Below are 19,962 nucleotides of genomic sequence, written 5' to 3' on the forward strand. Positions count from 1 at the left end.
CTGACTGCTTAGGCAAATCAGCCCGTCTGCGCGCACGCTTCCTGCGTGTCGCTGACGCTGACGCTGACCCGATTACGACCCTCACGCTTGGCCTGGTACAGCGCCTCGTCGGCATGAATCAGCAGCTGGCGCAGTTCGTAGCCGGAGTGGGTCACGCTGGCAATGCCGAAGCTGGCGGACACCGGAACGCCAGGGGCCTCGTCGCCAGGGGCTGCCATCGCGATAGCCTTGCGGATCTGCTCGGCCCGGCCAAGCGCCTGTTCCAGCGTGCACTCGGGCAACAGAATGCCGAACTCCTCACCACCGAGGCGGCCGAAGATGTCGGTCGAACGCAGGTGCGTCTGGCAGGTCTCGACAGCACGCTTCAACACGCGATCGCCAACCGCGTGACCGTGGTTGTCGTTGACCGCCTTGAAATGATCCAGATCAATCAACACCAGGCAGGCGTCGCGCGATGACTTGCGGCAATACTGCAGCTGCAACTCGGCCTCGCTGACGAAATGCTGCCGGTTGAAGATGCCGGTGAGGCCATCGCGCCGCGCCAGCTTCATGAAGCGCAGCTGCGAGCGCTTGATTCGATAAGTCCACATGCCAATCGAGGCCAGCGCGATCAGAAGCAGAATGATATACAGCCGACTGGCTTCCGCTGCTTTTCGGCTCAGCTCTTTTTGCAGCATGAGGATCTGGTTCTGTTTGCTCAAGGTGTCGATCTGCAGCTTCTTGGCCAACACCTGCTGGCTGACGACCTGATAGGCCAATGCCTTGGCGCTGATGACGGTCAAGTAACCCTTGTCGGCAGCCATGTATTTCTCGTGATAGGCCAATGCACTGACCATGTCACCCTGTTTCTTCGCCACCAGATAAAGCTGGTCATAGGCAATGGTAAGTGCTTCTGTATATCCGCCCTTGATGCTATTGGCCAAGGCATCCGTGGCAAATTTTTCTGCCGACGTGATGTCTCCCTTTCCCCAATATGCCTGAGCCAGAAGTGCGTTGAACTGGGCAATCAGCGGCTGGTAATGGGTACGTTCCAGAGCAGCGTAGTTCTTGTCTAACAGATCAATCGCAGCGTCGAACTGACCTTGCCGGACTTCGGCGCTTGCCACGTAAGAATAAATAGCGCTCGCAAAGATCGGCTCGTTCGCCCTGACGCACACGTCGGCGCTATCACGAAACTCCTTGTCGGCGTCCGTCATTTTTCCGCTGCCGTAGAGGGCATGGATCTTCAGTGTCATGCCCTTGCAGACACTTGCATCGGACGGGTCTTCCTTGAGGATTTGGTCGGCGTAGCTCGTGCCCAGGTCGTATTGCTCCGCGCCGATATAAAGCTGTGCCGCGATACCGAGAGTCTGTATGCGGGCATCCTTTTCGGTTATTTGCGGCAACTGGTCAAGCAACTGGCGCAACCGTGCAAAAGCTTCCTCGTAATGATTGCCGTTGCTCAGGATATTCACCGCAGTGAGGTTGGCTCGGAACCTCAAAGTGGCATCGGTGGATTGACTTATAACCGTGTCCAACAACGGAATCGCAGCGGCATATTCACCTCGATAGGCGAACTGCCAGGCGTTCAGATAACCCAGATACAAGCGTTCCTGGGGCGACAAATTTTTCTCGCCGTCGCTCAGACGTTGCAGAAGAGCGATGAACTCCGCATGGTTCGATGTCTTGAGACTGTCAGCCTGTTTGAGCAATTGCATCTGGCTGTCCGCTGCAGGCACGGTCGCGCTGACCGTGCCTGCAAGCAGGGTCGAGAGCAGCGCGCAGCCAGCGAAAAAAAGCCGAAACCGCTTGCTGCGCGGAAACATCGTCTAGCCTACCGATGCCAAGGCGTAGAAAGAGGACTGCAAGGTAACTTCATCGTCGTCCTTCGACGGAGCTTCCTCGCTGTCTTCTTCACCTTCCTTGACTGGAAAAAGCAGGCAGCACATGGGTTCTTTCCCCAGAATTGCTTCCAGTTGCTGTTGATCCTTGGCGAGGATCGCCATCTGCAACTCAGGATCAAGCTGCGCATGTGCCAGAGCGAGCTCCACCTCTCCCGCTGACGCATGACGCAACTGCGCATCCTGTCCCATCTTTTCAAGAAAATCGATCACATTCGACATCGTAATTCCCCTGGCGGTTACTTTTGATGACACATCACGATGCTCGATGAATCGACCATGTGCGTTCCCGCAAATGCTCTGGCTCCATCGATGCATCAGTGCAATCACGGAACCCCAAGGCAACGACCAACTGCCTCGCCGCCTGATTTTCCGCAAAAAATTTTGCCTGTATCTCGTCGACTGATGACAATGAAAAAAGCCGTTCCATCAGCGCCGCCAACCCCTCGCGCGCGTATCCCCTTGAACGTGCCCCGCTGGTCAATACTAAGCCAACTTCGAATCTCGTGGCACTCGCGCTGAATTGTGGCACACCACAGATACCCAGAGACTGGCCCGATTCCTTTTCCGACATCACCAGATAAAGCCAGCTGGCCGGCAACTGCCGCATTCCTGCGACGATCCATTGAAATCTGCTTGCCGCCTGCCTTGCAGACAGCAACGGCCCTATGAATCGCATAACCGAAGGGTCGGTGTAGAGACTGCAGAACAAGGCCTCGTCATTGCTATTCAGCAAGCGTAGGCGCATCCGCCGCGTTTCAAACTCGAATGCCGAAGTCGCAATAATGTCCATGTCCTTCAAATTCCGGTGGTCAAGGCCTGATTCTGCGCAGTCATGCACATGCGTATCTTCAGGCCGGGGGCCATCTCGGCGCGCATGCCATGCCGACCTCCACATGCGGCAGCGCACCAAGCACGATCCTCGGGTCCGTGGCGACTGAACCGGCAGCATTGCCGTGCGATAGACGATCACCTCATGCTATGGCTGCGCACCGGCTGTGCCCAGATGGAATTCCAGCGTCATGCACACGCCTATGCAGACCAAGCTGCGGGCGGCGCTTGTACCTTCACGCGTTTGCTTGCCCATCGCCGGATCTGAACATCGAAGCATCTTGCAGCACATGCGCATCGCCGCCCAGAGTGGCATCGCGAGGCACCGAATCACCAAATCCCGGGTGGTCGACCACACTGACCCGATTGCGGCCTTCGCCCTTGGCCCGGTATAGCGCTGCGTCGGCATGGATCATCAGCTGGCGCAATTCATAGCCGGAATGCACCACACTGGAGGCGCCAAAGCTGGCCGAGATGGGGATGCCGGGAGCATTCTCGCCGGTAGCTGCGCTGGCAATCGCCACGCGGATCTGCTCGGCGCGGACGATGACCTGCTCCAACGTACATTCAGGCAGCAGGATGCCGAACTCCTCGCCACCCAGGCGACCGAAAATGTCGGTCGAACGCAGGCAGGTCTTGCAGGCCTCGACGGCACGCTGCAGCACGCGATCGCCCACCGCATGGCCGTGGGTGTCGTTGACAGCCTTGAAATGGTCCAGGTCGATCAGCACCAGACAGGCGTCGCGCGATGATTTCCGGCAGTACTGCAACAGCAGCTCGGCCTCGTTGACGAAATGCTGCCGGTTGAAGATGCCGGTAAGGCCATCGCGCCGCGCCAGCTTCATGAAGCGCAGTTGCGAGCGCTTGATCCGGTAAGTCCACAAGGCAATCGTTGCCAGCACCATCATCAGCAGGACGATATACAACCGGCTGGCTTCCACGGCTTTTTTGTTGAGTTTCTGCTGCAGCGTAAGTATCTGGTTCTGCTTGTTCAGCGTGTCGATCTGCAGCTTTTTCGCCAGCACCTGTTGCTTGACGATTTGATAGGCGAGCGCCTTCGCACTGACTCGACTCACGTAGCCATCGTGGGCAGCGACGTACTTTTCAAGATTTGCCAGGGCAGCACTGCTGTCGCCCGCCTTCTTGTCGACTTCGTAAAGCACTTGATATGCGTTGGCCGTCGACTCCGAGTATGGCCTGTTGGCATTGGTAGCCAAGGCGTTGTTGGCAAATTTCGTCGCGGAGGCAAGATCGCCATCCTTCCAGTAAGCCTTGGCCAGGGTGGACTCGAACTCCGAAATTTGCGGTGGAAAGCCTGCACGTAGCACCTTGGGGTAGCTCGCTTGCAGCACATGGATAGCCGACTCAGGGCGCCCCTGTCGCATGTCGAAACCCGCCAGCAAGTACTGAAAGCTGAGAGAAAAAAGTGTATCTCCAGCCTTTCCGCATGCCACCGTGCCATCGCGGAGCTGGTCGGCGGACAACTGCGCTCCGCCACGTTCAAACAGCGCATCGGATTTGTAGAACCAGCCTCTGCATGCACTTTTGGCGTCAGTGCTTTCCTTGATTATTTGATCGGCATAACGACTGGACACATCGTATTGGCCTGCCTCGTTGTACAACTGCGCCGCGACACCGAGCCCCTGCATGCGGACATCGCTTTCCTTCACTGCGGGCAACTGATCCAGCAACGGATTAAGCCCGGCAAAGGCTTCCTCATACCGGGATTCGGCCACCATAAGGTCAATCACAGTGGCACTGGCGCGAAACGCCAGAACGGGGTCCACAGTTTGATCGGCGATCGCTTTCAACGACGGCAGGGCAGCGTCGTAGTTGCCCGCAAAGGCAACCTGCCGGGCCATGAGGTAACGCTGATGCAGCTTTTGCTGCGGAGAGAGCCCCATCGCGATTTGATCAAGTCGACCCATGAGTTCGTTGAACTCGGCGTGATTGGAGGGCTGAGCGCTTTCAGCTTGTCTTAGCAACTGTGCAGCATCGTCAGATACAGGCACAGCTGCAGCAACGGCGCCTGCAACCAACAAAAGCAGGAGCGCGCAGCATGGGAACACCGATCTGTATCTACCTGCCTGATTCATGAACTAACCGGCAGTCGCAGGCGCAGGAACGGCAAGTCGTGAAACCTGGTTTTTAATCTCCATCCCTTCTTTTGTCCTTCTCCTTGTCTTTCTCCTCCTCACCTTCCTTGCAGCTGCCGTCACACTCCTCCTGTTCCTCGTCTGGCTTGGCAGGGTTGATCAAGCAGCAGAAAGGATCCTGTCCCAGCAACGCCTGCAACCCATGCTCATCCCTGGCAAGGATCGCCAACTGCAACTCCGGATCAATCTGCGCTCCTGCCAATGCGGCCGCCAGCGCCTCTGTGTCGGCATGACGCCACTGTGCGTCCTGGCCGACACTTTCAAGAAAATCGATGACGTCGAACATTTGATGATTCCCTTATGTCGGTTGTCGAGACCAGACCGCATGCTCCGCACAGCGATCCGGAATGTTTGCAAAACAACTCGATGCCCCTGTCGAACCGGTAGCCTGGCCGATTCTCCCACACTGGTTTTCGCCCCTTCGCAACCCCACAAAGGCGGGAAAGCACGTTGTCTTTATCGCGTCTGCAGTGGCAGCCTACCCAAACTCTTCGTCAGATGTGTTATCCGACCTCGCGGACGGCATCCGCCATCGCGCGGTCCAGCACATCCAGCCTCGCCCTCATCTCGTGGTCCACCCGCATAGCTCGCGCTGGCGGGACCACCACAGTATCGGCCATGCCGATATCCGCCTGCGGCAGCGCGCCCAGCGCCACCTGTTCGATCCGTGCCTGCTGGATCGGCAGCGTCGCCGTGCGATAGATGATCAGCTCATGTTCCAGCGGATAGTCGCGTGCCAGCACCTCGACCAGCAGCTGGCGGTAGGCCGCGCCGGTGGAGAAGCGTGCCAGCGACTGATCGCCGACCAGGCCTACCTGCCATAGCACCAGATAGGCGGTCGGGTCGATGCGGCGTTGATAGAACAGCAGCTGGCTTGCCTCGTAGTGCTGGCAGCCGAAGCGACCTGGGTCGATGCCGAGATCCGCATACAGGCAATCCTCGGCAGAAATGCCCGGCTCCATGTGCGCCGGATAGCCCTCGCTGCGGGCCACCTCGATCGACTTGTGCGGCGCCCAGGCGAACACACCGGGATGGCCGTAGAACACCCCGCATACCTTCTTGCCCGCGCGCACCTCGGTGAGGATGGCTTCCACCATCTGTCGATAAGTCTGCAAGCGCGACGTACCTTCGTGGTAGTAAGGCTGCAGGCTGCGCACGTCCGGATGCATCCTCTGCAACCACAACTCCACGATACCGTCGGAAAGCCCCGCAAATACCACGTCGGACTGTTCGATATGGCTGCGCGCCAACGGGCCAAGGTGGGAGCCCAGCGTCATGCCGAGGCCGACGCAGACCAGGCTGCCGGTGGAACTTGCTGCATTCATTCGTTTGCTTGCTCGTCGCTGATCTGTAGTCGAAGTGTCTCGCCGCACGTGCGTGTCGTTGACCGGAAAACCATCCGGGTCATCGAGTCAGCGTGATGAATTCCCCTGCCTCGCGGCTTTACGGTATTGCGCCCGCGCCCCACATGGCATCGCTTCGATGAAGGTATCCGGGAAAGCAAGACCGGGGCAAGCATTGCCTGCCCCGCTGTCTACGGCTGGCTGGCCATCAGTGGCCAGCGTCCGAGTATCTGATAGGCGCCTTGCCCGACCACGTGATGGATCAGCGCAAACTCCGTCACCGGCCACGTCACGGGCTCGACGACCAGCTCCGGCAGCATCGTGCCCCGGCTGTAGGCCAGCGTGACATGCGGGGTAAAGTTGCGTTCGAGCCGCACGCCTTGCACCGCCAGTGCCAGCGTTTTTCCCAGCGCCTGCCACAGTTGCTGCAGCGGCGCGCAAGTCTCCATGCCCTGCAGCACGCACGGCGGTTCGCGACCACGGAAGCTGGTGGCGCTATCCAGTGTCCAGGTGAACGGTATCGCACGCACATTCTCGGCCGCGGCCACCACGCCATCGAACAGGCCTGGCCGCAGCGCAGCGTGATCACCCAGGTAATGCAGGGTGGCGTGATAGCGGTCCGGGTGGATCCAGCGTGCGCGCAGACTGGGGCGTGCGGCCCTGAGCGCGGCGACGACGGCCGCCAGTCGCTCGCGGGTGGTGGCGTCGGGCAGCAGCGCGAAGAACAGCCGGTGTACTTCGGTGGAGGCGATGCCGCCGAGAAGGTCGGGCTGGTGGGTTTCGGGCAGGGTTTGTCGAATGGCCATGGATGCTATGTAGCACGTCCAGCGGGTTGAACAGCGACCCCATTGCGTCATTCCCCGTGAGTCGATGGCCAGCCATGTCGCATGGGTGCCGCCGCCATGACCCGAGTATGTCGTTGGAGATGGGACGAGTTGTCGTAACCCCACCCTGCGGTTTTCGTGAAGGCGTTTATTCCGCCGTATCCGCGGATACCGGTACGGCAGGCGGCGCCTGGGCCGTCAGCAGCGCACGGATCACGCGCAGTTTCGCCTTGATCTTCGCCTCGTTGGCGGGGCCCACGCGAAACAGCAATCGCTGCCCGGCGGACAGCGATTCCAGCGACGGATCGGCATACACGTAGAACGGCCCGGACTGTATCAGCGCCGCCGGATGGTCCAGCTCGGGCGCGGCCAGCAGGTCGTCGATCACCACGATCAGCCGGTCGTTGAAGTAACCCTGCGGATACCCCAGTTGCCGATATGCCTGCTGGAACAGCGGATAGGCATGCACGTACCAGGCAACCAGCGCCTGCGGATCGATTCCGTCCACGATCTGCATGTACGGTGCATAGCGCAAGCTGTTCTGCCCGCTGATCACGGCCTGGCCATCGACCTCCGCCGTGGCCAACGCGCCCCTGGGCGTGCGCAGCGGCAGCATCAACGTGCCCAGTGCATGCCGCGGCAAGGCGTCGATGGTCGCCACGATGCGCGTGACGACCTGCTGCGGCAGCAGCAACGAGCGCAAGTCGCCGCTGCCGGCCAGCGCCGCGAGCGCCGCCACCACGCTGGCATCGCTGTCGTCCAGTGCCGGCAAGGGTGCGGTCGATGCGCCAGCAGGGGCGCCTGTCGGTGCAATCGGATACCGGATGGATGATGTCGCCGCGCGGGCCGGCGCAGGCGCCGATGCAGGGATGGAAGGCACGTCTGCCGACTCCTGCGCACCGGGATGCACCGCCTTGCGTGCCAGGTACGCACCCGCCGCGACGACAGCCAGCACCACGATCACGGCGCCGATCCAGCTTCCCGGGGACGTGTCTTTGCTCACGATCTGTTCCGCCCGACGATTCAGTATCGGCTTTGACTTGCTCGCATCCGATTCGTTCATCCCGCGCATGACCGGCGCAAGGCACGCACCACGCCAAAGCGGCCATGGCGTACGATGGCCATGCTCATGCTGCTCTCGGCGCCCTGACGATCATCGTCACCGCACTCCCATCCTTCGCCTCATGCCGGTTATCCGGTCGAAGCCCACACGGGAGCGCCCATGCCGGGCTATGCCACTCGCGAACTCACGGTCTGCCTTGGCGGCCGCGACTATCGCATCCGCGCACTGAGCGACCTGCAGCAGTTTGCCGACCCGCATCTGCACGCCGACCGCATCGGCATCTCGTCCGCGCAATGGAGTCTGTTCGGCCAGGTGTGGCCAGCCGGCCGCGTGCTGGCCGAGGCGATGTGCACGCACGATATCGTTGGCAAGCGCATTCTCGAGCTTGGCTGCGGACTGGGCCTGTCCAGCCTGGTGCTGCAGCAGCGCAAGGCCGACATCACCGCCAGCGACCACCATCCGCTGGCGGCATCGTTCCTGCGTCACAACACTGCGCAAAACCGGCTGCTGGCCATCACCTACCGCGACCTGCGCTGGGAGGTGCCCGATGCAACGCTGGGGCGTTTCGACCTGATCATCGGCAGCGACATCCTGTACGAGAGCGGGCACGCCGGCCTGCTGGCAGCGATCGTGCTGCGCCATGCCCTGCCCGATGCCGAGGTGTTGATCACCGATCCCGGCCGCGGCAACAGCGCCCCGTTTTCCCGCGCACTCGCCGGACAGGGCTATACGGTCGTCGAACTGCGCAGCCGTTTCGATGCACGCGACATCGCGCCGTTCCGTGGCCGGCTGCTGAGCTATCGGCGCGGTGACGTGATGGCCGACGGCGTTCCGACCGGACCGCAGTAAGCGGCCACGATTCAGGCCTTCAAGCGATAGCCCGTGCGGAAGATCCACCACACGATGGCCAGGCAAAGCCCGAGAAACACCAGGGTCATGCCCATGCTGATCTCCACGCCGACGTCGGAGGCACCGTAGAAGCTCCAGCGAAAGCCGCTGATCAGGTACACCACCGGATTGAACAGGGTGACCTTCTGCCAGAACGGCGGCAGCATGTGGATCGAGTAGAAGCTGCCGCCGAGGAAGGTCAGCGGCGTCACCACCAGCAGCGGCACCAGCTGCAGCTTCTCGAAGTTGTCCGCCCAGATGCCGATGATGAAACCAAACAGGCTGAAGGTCAGCGCAGTAAGCACCAGGAAGGCCAGCATCCACAGCGGATGCTCTATATGGAACGAGACGAACAGCCGCGCGGTGGCCAGGATGATCAGGCCAAGGATGATCGACTTGCTCGCCGCCGCGCCGACATAACCGGCGACGATCTCGGTCGAGGACACCGGCGCCGACAGGATCTCGTAGATCGTGCCGACGAACTTCGGAAAGTAGATGCCGAACGACGCATTGGAGATGCTCTGCGTCAGCAGCGACAGCATGATCAAACCCGGCACGATGAAGGCGCCGTAGCTGACTCCGTTGATCGCGGTCATGCGCGAGCCGATCGCGGCGCCGAACACCACGAAATACAGCGAGGTGGAGATGACCGGGGACACCACACTCTGCAGCAGCGTGCGCCGGGTGCGCGACATCTCGAAGCGGTAGATCGCACGGATGGCGTGGATGTTCATGCGCGATCCCTCACCAGGCTGACGAAGATGTCCTCCAGCGAACTCTGCCGGGTCTGCAGATCCTTGAAGTCGATACCGGCTTCGCCGAGCCGGCGCAACAGCACGTCGATGCCGGTGTGCTCGCCCTGCGCATCGAAGGTGTAGACCAGCGCCTTGCCGTCGGCCGACAGCTCCAGCGGGCAATCGGACAGAGCCGCCGGGATGCCGGCCAGCGGCGTCTGCAGAAGCAGGGTCAGTTGCTTCCTGCCGAGTTTGTTCATCAGTTCTGCCTTGTCCTCGACCAGGATCAGCTCGCCCTTGTGGATCACCCCGATGCGGTCGGCCATTTCCTCGGCCTCCTCGATGTAATGCGTGGTCAGGATGATGGTGACGCCGGTGGCGCGCAGCGCACGCACCATCGTCCACATGTCGCGCCGCAGTTCCACGTCGACGCCCGCGGTAGGTTCGTCCAGGAACAGGATCTGCGGCTCGTGCGAGAGTGCCTTGGCGATCATCACGCGGCGTTTCATGCCGCCGGACAGGGTGAGGATCTTGCTGTCCTTCTTGTTCCACAGCGACAGTTCCTTCAGCACCTTCTGGATGTGCGCCGGGTTGGGTGACTTGCCGAACAGCCCGCGGCTGAAGCTGACCGTATTCCATACTGTCTCGAACGCATCGGTGGTCAGTTCCTGCGGCACCAGGCCGATCTTCGCGCGCGCCGCGCGGTAGTCGCGCACCACGTCGTGACCATCGGCCAGCACGCTGCCCTCGCTCGGGTTGACGATGCCGCAGATGATGCTGATCAAGCTGGTCTTGCCAGCCCCGTTCGGGCCCAGCAACGCGAATATCTCGCCTTGCTGGATATCCAGATTGATCTGCTTGAGCGCCTGGAACCCGGAGGCGTAGCTCTTGCTGAGTTGCCTGACAGAGATGATCGGCTGCACGCAGTGTCCTTGGAGATCGCGGCGAGGGGAGCGTCGATGGTATGCCGGGCGCTTGTGCAGAGCCAGCCCGTCGACGGTTTCCGGCGCATGACAAACCCGCCATCCGGACAAGCAGACGGGCGCGCCGCCGGAGCAGCGCGCCCACCCGATCCTTGCAACGACTAACGCTCGCTCAATGCCGGTGCTTGTTCGCGTCGCGCTGTTCGTCAGCCGCCTTGCCCACTTCCTTCTGGATCTTGCCGACGTTCTTTTCCAGCTTGCCGGCGACTTCCTTCGCCTTGTTGCCGGTTACCTTGCCGACTATTTCCTTGACCGTGCCCTTGACCTCGTGCTTGGTACCTTCGACGCGATTGCGATCCATGAGTTGCTCTCCGGGAGATAAGGCCTGCGGCATTGCAGACAGGCCCAGGCTAGAAGCCATCCGGTCGACAGCCCGTGACCATGCTGTTGGAAGCTTGTTGTGCTGGGGCTGGCGTTCAGCCATGTGATGCGGTCATCACGCACAAGCCCGGATGTTGCACTTACATCGAACGGGATTGCATCTCGCACCACGTTCACATCATCGGGCACACATTGTCTTCACGCCCGTATCCGTATCCAGCCGACGGGCCAGCGTTTGGCGCATGCACATCCTTCGACCGATGTACGCGGCACACGACGGCAGGTCTGGACTACGGTTCGAGCGGGGTAGGTGAATGAGACATGTGCGGCGACATACCGGCATCATGACTGTACTGGCGATCGTCGTGCTGCTGCTCGGCGCGTGTTCGTCGATGCGCAGCGACTTCGTCAAGCGGCCTTCGAAGGCCTTGCCACCGGCCACCGGCACGCCAAGCGGACGCTATATCCACGCCGTGGTGGGCCAGCATCCCGACCAGTCCGGCTTTCGCTTGCTCACGCTCAGCAACAACGCGCTGATGAGCCGCGTTGCGCTGGCCGACCACGCCCGGCATTCCATCGATCTGCAGTACTACATCTTCGACAACGACGCGACCGGCCGACTGGTCGCGCAGCACCTGCTGGCGGCGGCGGATCGGGGCGTGCGCATACGCCTGCTGCTCGACGACATCAATGTGCACGACGAGATCGACATGCTCAATGCGCTCAATGCGCATCCGAACATCAAGGTTCGCCTGTTCAACCCGTTCCATACGCGCGATCCGTCGATGCTGTCCAAGACCACGCAATTCCTGCTCGATGCGCACCGGCTCAACCGCCGCATGCACAACAAATCGTTCATCGTGGACGGCAACGTGGCGATCATCGGTGGCCGCAATATCGGCGACGCCTATTTCGACGCCGGCAACGACACCAATTTCCGCGACCTCGATCTGATCGCGATCGGGCCGGTGGTAAAGGATGCCTCGCGCGCGTTCGACGAATACTGGAACTGCGATGCCGCCATTCCGGTAACCGCCTTTCACGGCAAGCACGCCAGCCACTACAACCTCGCAAAATTGCGGGTGGACTTGGCACACGACGCACGCGCGTTCGCGCAGTCGGACTATGCCCAGGCGACACTGGATCAGCTGCCGAACGGTCCGTCCGCCGACCGCCCCGGCGCGTGGTTCTGGGGCTCCGCCACCCTGGTCGCCGACCAGCCGGCAAAGATCGATGCCGCCGACGCCAGGGACGAGCGTTCACTGCGGATCGGCCCGCAGATCAAGTCGATGATCGACCAGGCACAGCAGGACGTGTTGCTGATCTCGCCCTACTTCGTTCCCGGCGACAGCGGCACGCAGTACCTCACCGGCCTCGTCACGCACGGGATCGCGGTGAAGGTGCTGACCAACTCGCTTGCCTCCACCGATGAAGCCGCCGTGCATGCGGGATATTCGCGCTATCGACGCACCCTGCTCGAAGGTGGCGTGCAACTTTACGAACTGCGCCCCGCCACCGGCGTGGAGCAGCCGGCAACCGCGAAGGGCGCCTCCTCCGGCGTCAGCCTGCATGCCAAGGCGATCGTGGTGGACCACGAGCTGGTATTCATCGGCTCGATGAACATGGACCAGCGCTCGAAACTGCTCAACACCGAAATGGGCATCATTGTCGATTGTCCGCAACTGGCAGAGGCGGTGACGCAGTTTTTCGACACCGCGATCCTGCCGGCCTCGGCTTACCACGTCGTGCTGACGGCGCCTGGCGCACAGATGCAATGGCAGGCCAGCGACGATGGCAAGCCGGTGATTTACCACCACGACCCCGAGGCGAGCATGAAGCGCCGGCTCGAAGTGGACATGCTCAAGCTCATGCCGATCGAGGGCATGCTTTGACCGGCGCCGGCCACCCGCCAGGGCCGTGGACCCGACCACCTGCAGCCCGCGACCACCAAGCAACACCCTCTTTCGGCGCATGGCCGCCCGCTCCGGAGTGAAGGCATGAACAGGTTGATCGCGACGTGGATGCTGTTCGCCCTGCTGGCGGCGCCGGCGTTCGGCCAGCAGGATGTCGAGCAGCAGAAGATCGCCTATCTCATCGATGCCGTGGCAAACCTGAAGGATGCGACATTCATCCGCAACGGCATCGCCTACGATGCGGCACACGCCGCCGACCACATGCGTCTGAAACTCCGCTATTACGGCAGCCGCGTGAAGACCGCGAAAGACTTCATCATCTATTGCGCAACCGGCTCGTCGATGTCCGGCATCAAATACAGCATCCGCTTCCACGACGGCCACAGCATCGATTCGGCCACCTTTCTGCGCGGCAAGCTCACCGAATACGAGCTACGAACCGGCAGCGACACACGCTGAATTCACCGTGTTTGTTGCCGCATCATCCGATGCTACGGTAACGTCGACCGACTTCGTCACCAGCCGGCACGACTGCAACCAGCAAGGCGACACAGCGCCTCGCCACCCCAAGGTTCGCCCGCATGACCAGCACCCCCGCCATCACCGAGCATGACGCCCAACCGTTGCGCGATCGCGTGGTGCTGATCACCGGCGGCGCACAAGGCATCGGGCGCGGCATCGCACAGGCGGCACTGGGCGCCGGTGGCACGGTGATGATCGGCGATCTCGATGCAGAAGCCGGGCGCGCGTGCCTTGCCGAATGGGGCGTGGCGCACCGCGCCGCATTCCTGCGCCTGGACGTTTCGCGCGAAGCGAGTGTTCGGCGCTGGGTCGACGCCGCACTCAAACGTTACGGTCGCATCGATGGGCTGGTGAACAATGCAGGCATCGCCGATCCGCACAGTGGCGATCCGGCCGGCCTCTCGCTCGCCAGCTGGAACCGTTACCTGGCCAGCAATCTCACCGGCGCCTTCCTGTGCAGCCGGCAGGCATTGCCAGCCCTGGCCGGTGCAGATGGCGCGATCGTCAATATCGCCTCCACCCGCGCGCTGCAATCCGAACCCGGCAGTGAAGCGTATGCGGCCAGCAAGGGCGGATTGCTGGCACTTACCCATGCCATGGCGATCAGTGCGGGGCCACACGTGCGGGTCAATGCGATCCTGCCCGGCTGGATCGCCACCGATGCCTGGCGCAAACCCGGCATGCGCCGCGCCCCCGGACTTGGCCGACGGGACCAGACACAGCACCCTGTCGGCCGCGTCGGCATGCCTCAGGATATCGGCGCACTGGCCGTCTATCTGCTCTCACATCAATCCGGCTTCGTCACCGGGCAGCACTTTGTGGTCGACGGTGGCATGACGGTGAAAATGCAATACGCGTAACCGGTCAGCGCCGTACCCTAGACGTTGCAACCCGCGCTGGCGGCCTTGGCTGCGCTTTCCGCCTGCTCGGCCTTCTGGCGACGTTCCGGCACGGTCGGCCAATGATCCATGACCGCGATGAAGTAGGTGATGTGCGCATCCATCGCATCGCCGTCGACATGCTGGGCCCGTACCGCACATGCCTCGGTCACCGGCAGCTGGGCAAAGCGCTGGCGGATCTCCTGCAGCTCCTCGATCCGCGATTGCAGGCCTTCCGGTGGCGTTGCCAAGGCCTTGTTGTCGGCAACCGACCACTGGTCGAGCAGCGGCGCAATCTGCGCGGCATCGTGGGCGCGTCGCGCCTGCCTGGCAGCCTCAAGAGCATGCGTGTCGACTGCCACCGCCGGCGTTGCAGCCGCGTCGGCAACCGGTGGCGCGGAGGTTTCGATCGCCGGTCCGGCCACCGTCTGCGCAGTCAGCTGGTCGGCCGCGCCCCCTTGCGCCGTGCTGTGACGCACGATCAGCACCATCAGACCCACACATATCGTCGCAACGCCAACCAGCGTACGCAGCGAAATCGAACCACGTTCCTGCTTCATGCAACCCCCAGTGGCCTGTTCATAACGAAGCGCTGTGACGATACGCGGTGCACGCCCCGCATCGACGCAACCCTGAAAGATCACGCAACCACCAAACCCGGGTACCGCGGGGAAATATCTGCTTGCGTCGCTGCTCCCCGCAGCCGTCAAGCCCCCTGCTGCGTGCCAACGGCTGCAGCCTCAAACTTCGTCGAATTCACCCCGGCAACGTGATGCAGCATACGTAGCTGGAGCCCGTGCTGGCAATCGGGGCCGCCGGTCTGGCCGCCGTCGCCGGCCAGTGCAATCAACCCGGAGCAGCCAGGGGCGTGATGCCACGGACCCGATGGCAGCTTTGTTGCAAGGGCATGCCGACCCTGGCGCCAAGCGGCTTTCGCGAGGATCGCGGTTCCGCGCCGCCATCGAATTCGGAACCACCGACCCGCATCCGGAAGCGTAAGATCCACGGATTCCTCATCCAAGAATTCGTTGCCTGCCCGGACGGCCCATGTCCGGGCGGGTGCACTGCCCACCACCAGGAGGATCCGCCATGCAGACTCGTATCCAGGGCACGACCATGCCCGTGCTCGAAGTGCAGCTTGACCCCAACGAGAGCGTGTTTGCAGAAAGCGGCGAACTTTCGTGGATGACCGCCTCCGTCCAGATGACCACGCATACCCAGATGGGCGGTGGCGGCGGCCTGTTCGGCATGTTCAAGCGGGTCGTCGGTGGCGGCAGTTTCTTCATGACGGAGTACCGCGCCGTGCAATTCCCGGGCGAGGTGGCCTTTGCCACCAAGGTGCCTGGGCACATCGTGCCGGTACCGGTGGCGCCCAACAGCGAATATATGGTGCACCGCCACGGTTTCCTCTGTGCCACCCCACAGGTCACCATTGGCGTCGGGTTCCAGCAGTCGCTGGGCGCCGGCATCTTCGGCGGCGACGGTTTCCTGCTGCAGAAGATCGGCGGTTCGGGTACGGCGTGGCTGGAGCTTTCCGGCGAACTCATCCAGAAGAATCTGGCGCCTGGCGAGACCTTGCGGGTTCACCCCGGCCATGTCGGTGCGTTCCAGGCTTCCGTCGGGTTCCAGATCACCACGGTTCCAGGCATCAAGAACGCGATCTTTGGCGGTGATGGCATCTTCCTGGCCGCGCTCACCGGCCCTGGCACAGTGTGGCTGCAGACCTTGCCCATCTCGCGGCTGGCCCACCAGCTCGCCGAATACATGCCACGTGGCGGCGGCCAGGCGGCGTCCGCTGGCGTCGGCGGCGGCCTGCTGGGCGGCATCGTGGGCTCGATGTTGAGCGGCGACAACAACTAGCCTGGACAGCGTTCCCGGATGGCGTGGCCGCAGCAGCATGCCTGCGACCGCGAGCGGCGGCGGCGCCTGTTGCTGGCCGCCTTGGCGCCATGCGCTCATTTCCTGCCCGCTTCCAAGTGGCCTGCCTGGCTAGGTCATGTATTGATTTCGATATGCTTACGATATATCTTCAAGCTACCTCTACGATATATCGGATTACGTCATGCGCATGCGCCAGATCCTGTTCAACGCATTCCATCACCATCATCGCGGTCACGCGTTCGGCAACGGCGAAGACCTTGGCCATCGCGGGCATCACGAACACCATGCCGGACGCGGCCCGTTCGGCGGCCGCCACGGCGGCGGCGATTTCTTTGCCGACTGGAACGAAATGCGCGGCGGCGGGCGGCGCGGCGGCGGTGGCCGCATGTTCGGTCACGGCGATCTGAAGCTGCTGCTGCTGGCATTGATCGAGCAGCAACCACGCCACGGCTACGAACTGATCCGCATCATCGAGGACATGTTCCACGGCCAGTACTCGCCAAGCCCCGGCGCGATCTATCCCACCCTGACCATGCTGGAAGAACTCGGCCACGCCGAGGTCACCAACGAACAGGGCGGTCGCAAGCTGTACGCGATCACGGCTGCGGGTCGTGCCTATCTGGACGAGAACCGCGACGCGGTCGAGGCGGTCACTGCCCGCACCGAGCACAGCGCCAGGATGGCCGCGAAAATGGCGGCCCCCATGAACGTGCGCAAGGCGATGCACGCACTCAAGCATGCGCTGCTGATGCGCGGCAGCGAATGGAGCAAGGCCGAGGCGCAGCGCGTGGCCGAGATACTGGAGCGCGCCGCCACGGCCATCGCCACCGCCGAACACCGTGACTGAAGCGACCGGCCCGGCCGCAGGCCGTTGCATGACATGACCACGTCCCAGCTGCCGATTCGCTTGGCAGCACGGCATGACTGCCTGCAGAACAGCCATCGCCAACGCGCGCATTCCGCTCCATGCGCGGATCACGCAGCGCCCGTAGCCGGCACCTGACCATTTCCCGGAAACCATGCCGATGACATCCCATGCCCACCAGATGGTTCGACACACCGTAGTGTTCCGCAACCTGGACGTACTGCGCGTCGAACGCCTGACCCCGCACATGCAGCGTGTCGTCTTCGGCGGCAGCGACCTGCACGGCTTTGCCACTGCTGCGCCCGACGACCACGTGAAACTCTTTTTCCCGAACAGCCGCGGCGAAATCGTTACGCCGGTGATGGGGCCGAACGGCCCGACCTACCCACCGGGCCGCGAATACTCGCCGATGCGCGACTACACGCCGCGCTACTACGAAAGCGAACTCAACGAACTGACCGTAGACTTCGTACTGCATGGCGAGGGTCCCGCTTCGAACTGGGCGGCACAGGCCACGCCGGGTCAACGGATCGGCGCAGGCGGACCACGTGGCTCCAGCATCATCGCCGACGATTTCGACGCGTATGTGCTGATCGGCGACGAAACCGCCCTGCCCGCGATCGGCCGCCGGCTCGAAGAAATGCCCGCAGGCACCCGCGTCGAGGTACTGGCGGAAATTCCACATGCGGACGATCGCCAATCCTGGCGCTCACGCGCGCATGCCAAGGTCACCTGGCTGGAACGCAACGCCGCTGCCGGCGACAGCAGCGACTTGCTGGAACAGGCGTTGCGCGAACTGCGCATACCCGCCGGCGACACCTTCTACTGGATCGCGACCGAATCGCGCCGTGCCCGCAACATGCGCCTTTGGCTCGGCCAGGAACGTGGCATACCGAAGGACTGGATGAAAGCCAAGGGATACTGGAAAGCCGGTGCGGATGAGGATGGCGAAGATGATTGAGTCCGCATCTGGGCAACGTCCGCGCCGATGATCGCTACCTTGACTTGTCCAGCGGACTCGGTGCACAGCCCAGTTTCTGCACGGTATAGCTGACACTCGCCACCTGCCAGTCCTTGCCGCTCCGAACCAGGCTGAAGCTGTCGATCCCGCAATGGGAGAATTTGCCGTCGCGATGGAAGTCATACGGCGCCCATACCTGCGCGATGCCGCCTTGCACCAGCACCTTCGGGTTCCAGATGCGTTCGTGGAAGGCCTCCTTGTGCTGCGCCAGCGAATCCAGGTAATCGGTGTCACGCTTCATCTGCGCCGTACCGTCGGGGTTTACCGCCATGAATCCTGCACCGGACAGGATGAGCTTGCGCGACGCGCCCACATCGTGTTTCGCCATCGCGTTGAACAAGGCGTCGACCACGCCCAGTACTTCACGCTCGGCCGGTGTGTAGCGTTCCTTCGCTGTTGCATTCGCACCGGTGAATGCAAGCAGCACGACGGCGCCCAGGCGCGAAAGGGTTTGCAAACGACGATTCATGGGCACGCCTCGCAGCAGGGGTAATCCCCCCACAGATTGGCTGACGCCAGAAGTGGAATTTTCTCGTAATCTTTGCCGAGGAGGTTCCATGAAGAAATCCCGTTTCACCGACAGCCAGATCATTGCCGTGCTCAAGCAGGCCGAGGCCGGCACCCTGGTGCCAGAGCTATGCCGCGAGCACGGCATCAGCTCGGCCACGTTCTACAAGTGGCGTAGCAAGTTCGGCGGTATGGACGCCTCGCTGATGTCCCAGCTCAAGGAGCTGCAGGACGAGAACCGGCGCCTGAAGAAGATGTACGCCGACGCCCAGCTCAGCGCGGAGCTGCTGAAGGAGGCGATGGCAAAAAAATGGTGAGGCCATCTCAACGCCGGGAGATGGCCCGATGGGTGGTGAAGAGTGGGCGCGCGAGTATTCGGCACGCCTGCCAAACCTTCGCACTAAGCGAAACCGGCTATCGCTACCAAGCCAAGGCGAGCAAGGAGAACGCGCAGATCGCGGACTGGCTGGTCCGGTTGACCACGACCTATCGCGACTGGGGCTTTGGCCTGTGCTTTCTGCACCTGCGCAACGTCAAGGGCTTCGGCTGGAACCACAAACGGGTTTATCGGATTTACAGGGAGCTCGAATTGAACCTGCGGATCAAACCGAAGAAGCGGCTGGTGCGCGAGCGGCCCGAGCCACTGGCGGTGCCCGAGTCCATCAACCAGGTCTGGTCGATGGACTTCATGCACGACCAGCTCAGCGACGGACGTAGCTTCCGGCTGTTCAACGTCCTGGACGACTTCAACCGCGAAGGACTGGGGATCGAGGTCGACCTGTCGTTGCCCAGCGCACGGGTGATCCGGTCGCTGGAGCAGATCATCGAATGGCGCGGCAAGCCACGGGCGATCCGCTGCTACAATGGTCCGGAATACATCAGCGGCGCGCTACTCACGTGGGCTGAGCAACAGGGAATCCGGATCGAGCACATCCAGCCGGGCAAACCGCAGCAGAACGCCTATGTTGAGCGCTATAACCGAACCGTACGTTATGCCTGGCTGGCGCGAACCCTATTCGACTCAATCAACCAAGTGCAGGACATGGCCACGCGTTGGCTATGGACGTACAACCACGAGCGCCCGAATATGGCGCTCGGTGGCATCACCCCGATGCAGAAATTGGCGCTTGCTGCCTAGCTCCACTTTTGAAGTCAGTTAAAAGTGGGGTGATTACCCAGGGAACCTCGAACAACCCGTTTTTCGCTAGCCAGCACGGCGAGGCGCTTTTCAACGGCAAACTGTTCGTCCATTGCCTCGGGATTCGGTCGATCTGGCAATCAAGCCCATACGCTACCTCATGCCGCGCCCTTTGGACGCCACGCGGGTCGTCGCTCGCCAGCGCCACCGTGCC

Annotated in this window: 21 protein-coding genes; 8 read left to right on the forward strand and 13 right to left on the reverse strand. The window is 62.1% G+C overall.

Annotation, left to right across the window (positions count from 1 at the left end):
- Positions 1-17: 17 nt before the first annotated feature.
- From B0E46_RS04775 to B0E46_RS04810, 8 genes are all read right to left on the reverse strand, one after another.
- Positions 18-1,805 carry a GGDEF domain-containing protein gene (locus tag B0E46_RS04775; RefSeq protein ID WP_254425045.1) on the reverse strand — a complete coding sequence of 596 codons (1,788 nt, stop codon included), beginning with the start codon at positions 1,803-1,805 and terminating at the stop codon, positions 18-20.
- Positions 1,806-1,808: 3 nt separating this feature from the next.
- Positions 1,809-2,102, reverse strand: coding sequence for a hypothetical protein (locus B0E46_RS04780; protein ID WP_077554638.1), 294 nt, complete (start codon positions 2,100-2,102; stop codon positions 1,809-1,811).
- A gap of 34 nt (positions 2,103-2,136) precedes the next feature.
- Entirely contained in the window at positions 2,137-2,673 is a 537-nt protein-coding gene (locus B0E46_RS04785) for a GNAT family N-acetyltransferase (RefSeq protein WP_168171132.1), read from the reverse strand.
- 274 nt (positions 2,674-2,947) lie between these two features.
- The gene (locus tag B0E46_RS04790; protein ID WP_077554642.1) at positions 2,948-4,807 is read right to left on the reverse strand and encodes a GGDEF domain-containing protein; all 1,860 of its coding nucleotides are present in this window, start codon (positions 4,805-4,807) and stop codon (positions 2,948-2,950) included.
- A gap of 52 nt (positions 4,808-4,859) precedes the next feature.
- Positions 4,860-5,153: a hypothetical protein gene (locus tag B0E46_RS04795; RefSeq protein ID WP_077554643.1), complete on the reverse strand. Its 294-nt coding sequence runs from the start codon at positions 5,151-5,153 to the stop codon at positions 4,860-4,862.
- 217 nt (positions 5,154-5,370) lie between these two features.
- Complete coding sequence (locus B0E46_RS04800; protein WP_077554645.1) at positions 5,371-6,192, reverse strand: SAM-dependent methyltransferase; 822 nt, start codon at positions 6,190-6,192, stop codon at positions 5,371-5,373.
- A 209-nt stretch (positions 6,193-6,401) separates the two neighbouring features.
- Positions 6,402-7,016: an RNA 2',3'-cyclic phosphodiesterase gene (gene thpR / locus B0E46_RS04805; protein WP_077554647.1), complete on the reverse strand. Its 615-nt coding sequence runs from the start codon at positions 7,014-7,016 to the stop codon at positions 6,402-6,404.
- A 166-nt stretch (positions 7,017-7,182) separates the two neighbouring features.
- Positions 7,183-8,037: a DUF3014 domain-containing protein gene (locus tag B0E46_RS04810; RefSeq protein ID WP_077554972.1), complete on the reverse strand. Its 855-nt coding sequence runs from the start codon at positions 8,035-8,037 to the stop codon at positions 7,183-7,185.
- A 219-nt stretch (positions 8,038-8,256) separates the two neighbouring features.
- On the opposite strand from B0E46_RS04810, the gene B0E46_RS04815 reads away from it, so the two are divergent.
- Positions 8,257-8,946, forward strand: coding sequence for a methyltransferase (locus tag B0E46_RS04815; RefSeq protein ID WP_077554649.1), 690 nt, complete (start codon positions 8,257-8,259; stop codon positions 8,944-8,946).
- Between the two features lie 11 nt (positions 8,947-8,957).
- Here the strand turns inward: B0E46_RS04815 and B0E46_RS04820 are convergent, their stop codons facing one another.
- From B0E46_RS04820 to B0E46_RS04830, 3 genes are all read right to left on the reverse strand, one after another.
- The gene (locus tag B0E46_RS04820; protein ID WP_077554651.1) at positions 8,958-9,719 is read right to left on the reverse strand and encodes an ABC transporter permease; all 762 of its coding nucleotides are present in this window, start codon (positions 9,717-9,719) and stop codon (positions 8,958-8,960) included.
- Positions 9,716-10,642, reverse strand: a complete 927-nt coding sequence (locus B0E46_RS04825; RefSeq protein WP_077554653.1) for an ABC transporter ATP-binding protein — start codon at positions 10,640-10,642, stop codon at positions 9,716-9,718. The genes B0E46_RS04820 and B0E46_RS04825 overlap by 4 nt, the downstream gene beginning before the upstream one ends.
- A gap of 172 nt (positions 10,643-10,814) precedes the next feature.
- Positions 10,815-11,003, reverse strand: a complete 189-nt coding sequence (locus B0E46_RS04830; protein WP_077554655.1) for a CsbD family protein — start codon at positions 11,001-11,003, stop codon at positions 10,815-10,817.
- Positions 11,004-11,367: 364 nt separating this feature from the next.
- Between B0E46_RS04830 and B0E46_RS04835 the strand changes: the two genes are divergently transcribed.
- The 3 genes from B0E46_RS04835 to B0E46_RS04845 all read left to right on the forward strand — a co-directional run bounded on the left by B0E46_RS04835 (position 11,368) and on the right by B0E46_RS04845 (position 14,318).
- Positions 11,368-12,915: a phospholipase D family protein gene (locus B0E46_RS04835; RefSeq protein ID WP_077554656.1), complete on the forward strand. Its 1,548-nt coding sequence runs from the start codon at positions 11,368-11,370 to the stop codon at positions 12,913-12,915.
- A 105-nt stretch (positions 12,916-13,020) separates the two neighbouring features.
- Positions 13,021-13,395, forward strand: a complete 375-nt coding sequence (locus tag B0E46_RS04840) for a DUF5329 family protein (RefSeq protein ID WP_077554657.1) — start codon at positions 13,021-13,023, stop codon at positions 13,393-13,395.
- Positions 13,396-13,517: 122 nt separating this feature from the next.
- Complete coding sequence (locus B0E46_RS04845; RefSeq protein ID WP_077554658.1) at positions 13,518-14,318, forward strand: SDR family oxidoreductase; 801 nt, start codon at positions 13,518-13,520, stop codon at positions 14,316-14,318.
- A gap of 17 nt (positions 14,319-14,335) precedes the next feature.
- Here B0E46_RS04845 and B0E46_RS04850 read toward each other — a convergent pair whose 3' ends face one another.
- On the reverse strand, positions 14,336-14,896 hold the full coding sequence (locus B0E46_RS04850) for a hypothetical protein (protein ID WP_077554659.1): 561 nt from the start codon (positions 14,894-14,896) through the stop codon (positions 14,336-14,338).
- A gap of 529 nt (positions 14,897-15,425) precedes the next feature.
- Here B0E46_RS04850 and B0E46_RS04855 point away from each other — a divergent pair.
- The 3 genes from B0E46_RS04855 to B0E46_RS04865 all read left to right on the forward strand — a co-directional run bounded on the left by B0E46_RS04855 (position 15,426) and on the right by B0E46_RS04865 (position 18,043).
- Entirely contained in the window at positions 15,426-16,196 is a 771-nt protein-coding gene (locus B0E46_RS04855; protein ID WP_077554660.1) for a TIGR00266 family protein, read from the forward strand.
- Positions 16,197-16,398: 202 nt separating this feature from the next.
- Entirely contained in the window at positions 16,399-17,064 is a 666-nt protein-coding gene (locus B0E46_RS04860) for a PadR family transcriptional regulator (protein ID WP_077554661.1), read from the forward strand.
- Positions 17,065-17,242: 178 nt separating this feature from the next.
- Complete coding sequence (locus B0E46_RS04865) at positions 17,243-18,043, forward strand: siderophore-interacting protein (RefSeq protein ID WP_077554662.1); 801 nt, start codon at positions 17,243-17,245, stop codon at positions 18,041-18,043.
- A gap of 34 nt (positions 18,044-18,077) precedes the next feature.
- Here B0E46_RS04865 and B0E46_RS04870 read toward each other — a convergent pair whose 3' ends face one another.
- Positions 18,078-18,572, reverse strand: a complete 495-nt coding sequence (locus B0E46_RS04870; protein WP_077554663.1) for a hypothetical protein — start codon at positions 18,570-18,572, stop codon at positions 18,078-18,080.
- 88 nt (positions 18,573-18,660) lie between these two features.
- On the opposite strand from B0E46_RS04870, the gene B0E46_RS04880 reads away from it, so the two are divergent.
- A protein-coding gene (locus B0E46_RS04880; protein WP_254425046.1) for an IS3 family transposase occupies positions 18,661-19,748 on the forward strand; the annotation gives its coding sequence in 2 pieces (ribosomal slippage) (positions 18,661-18,913 and positions 18,913-19,748; 1,089 coding nt in all).
- The last annotated feature ends 214 nt before the right edge of the window (positions 19,749-19,962 follow it).

It is taken from the genome of Rhodanobacter sp. B04, assembly GCF_002001125.1.
Taxonomy (GTDB): Bacteria; Pseudomonadota; Gammaproteobacteria; order Xanthomonadales; family Rhodanobacteraceae; genus Rhodanobacter.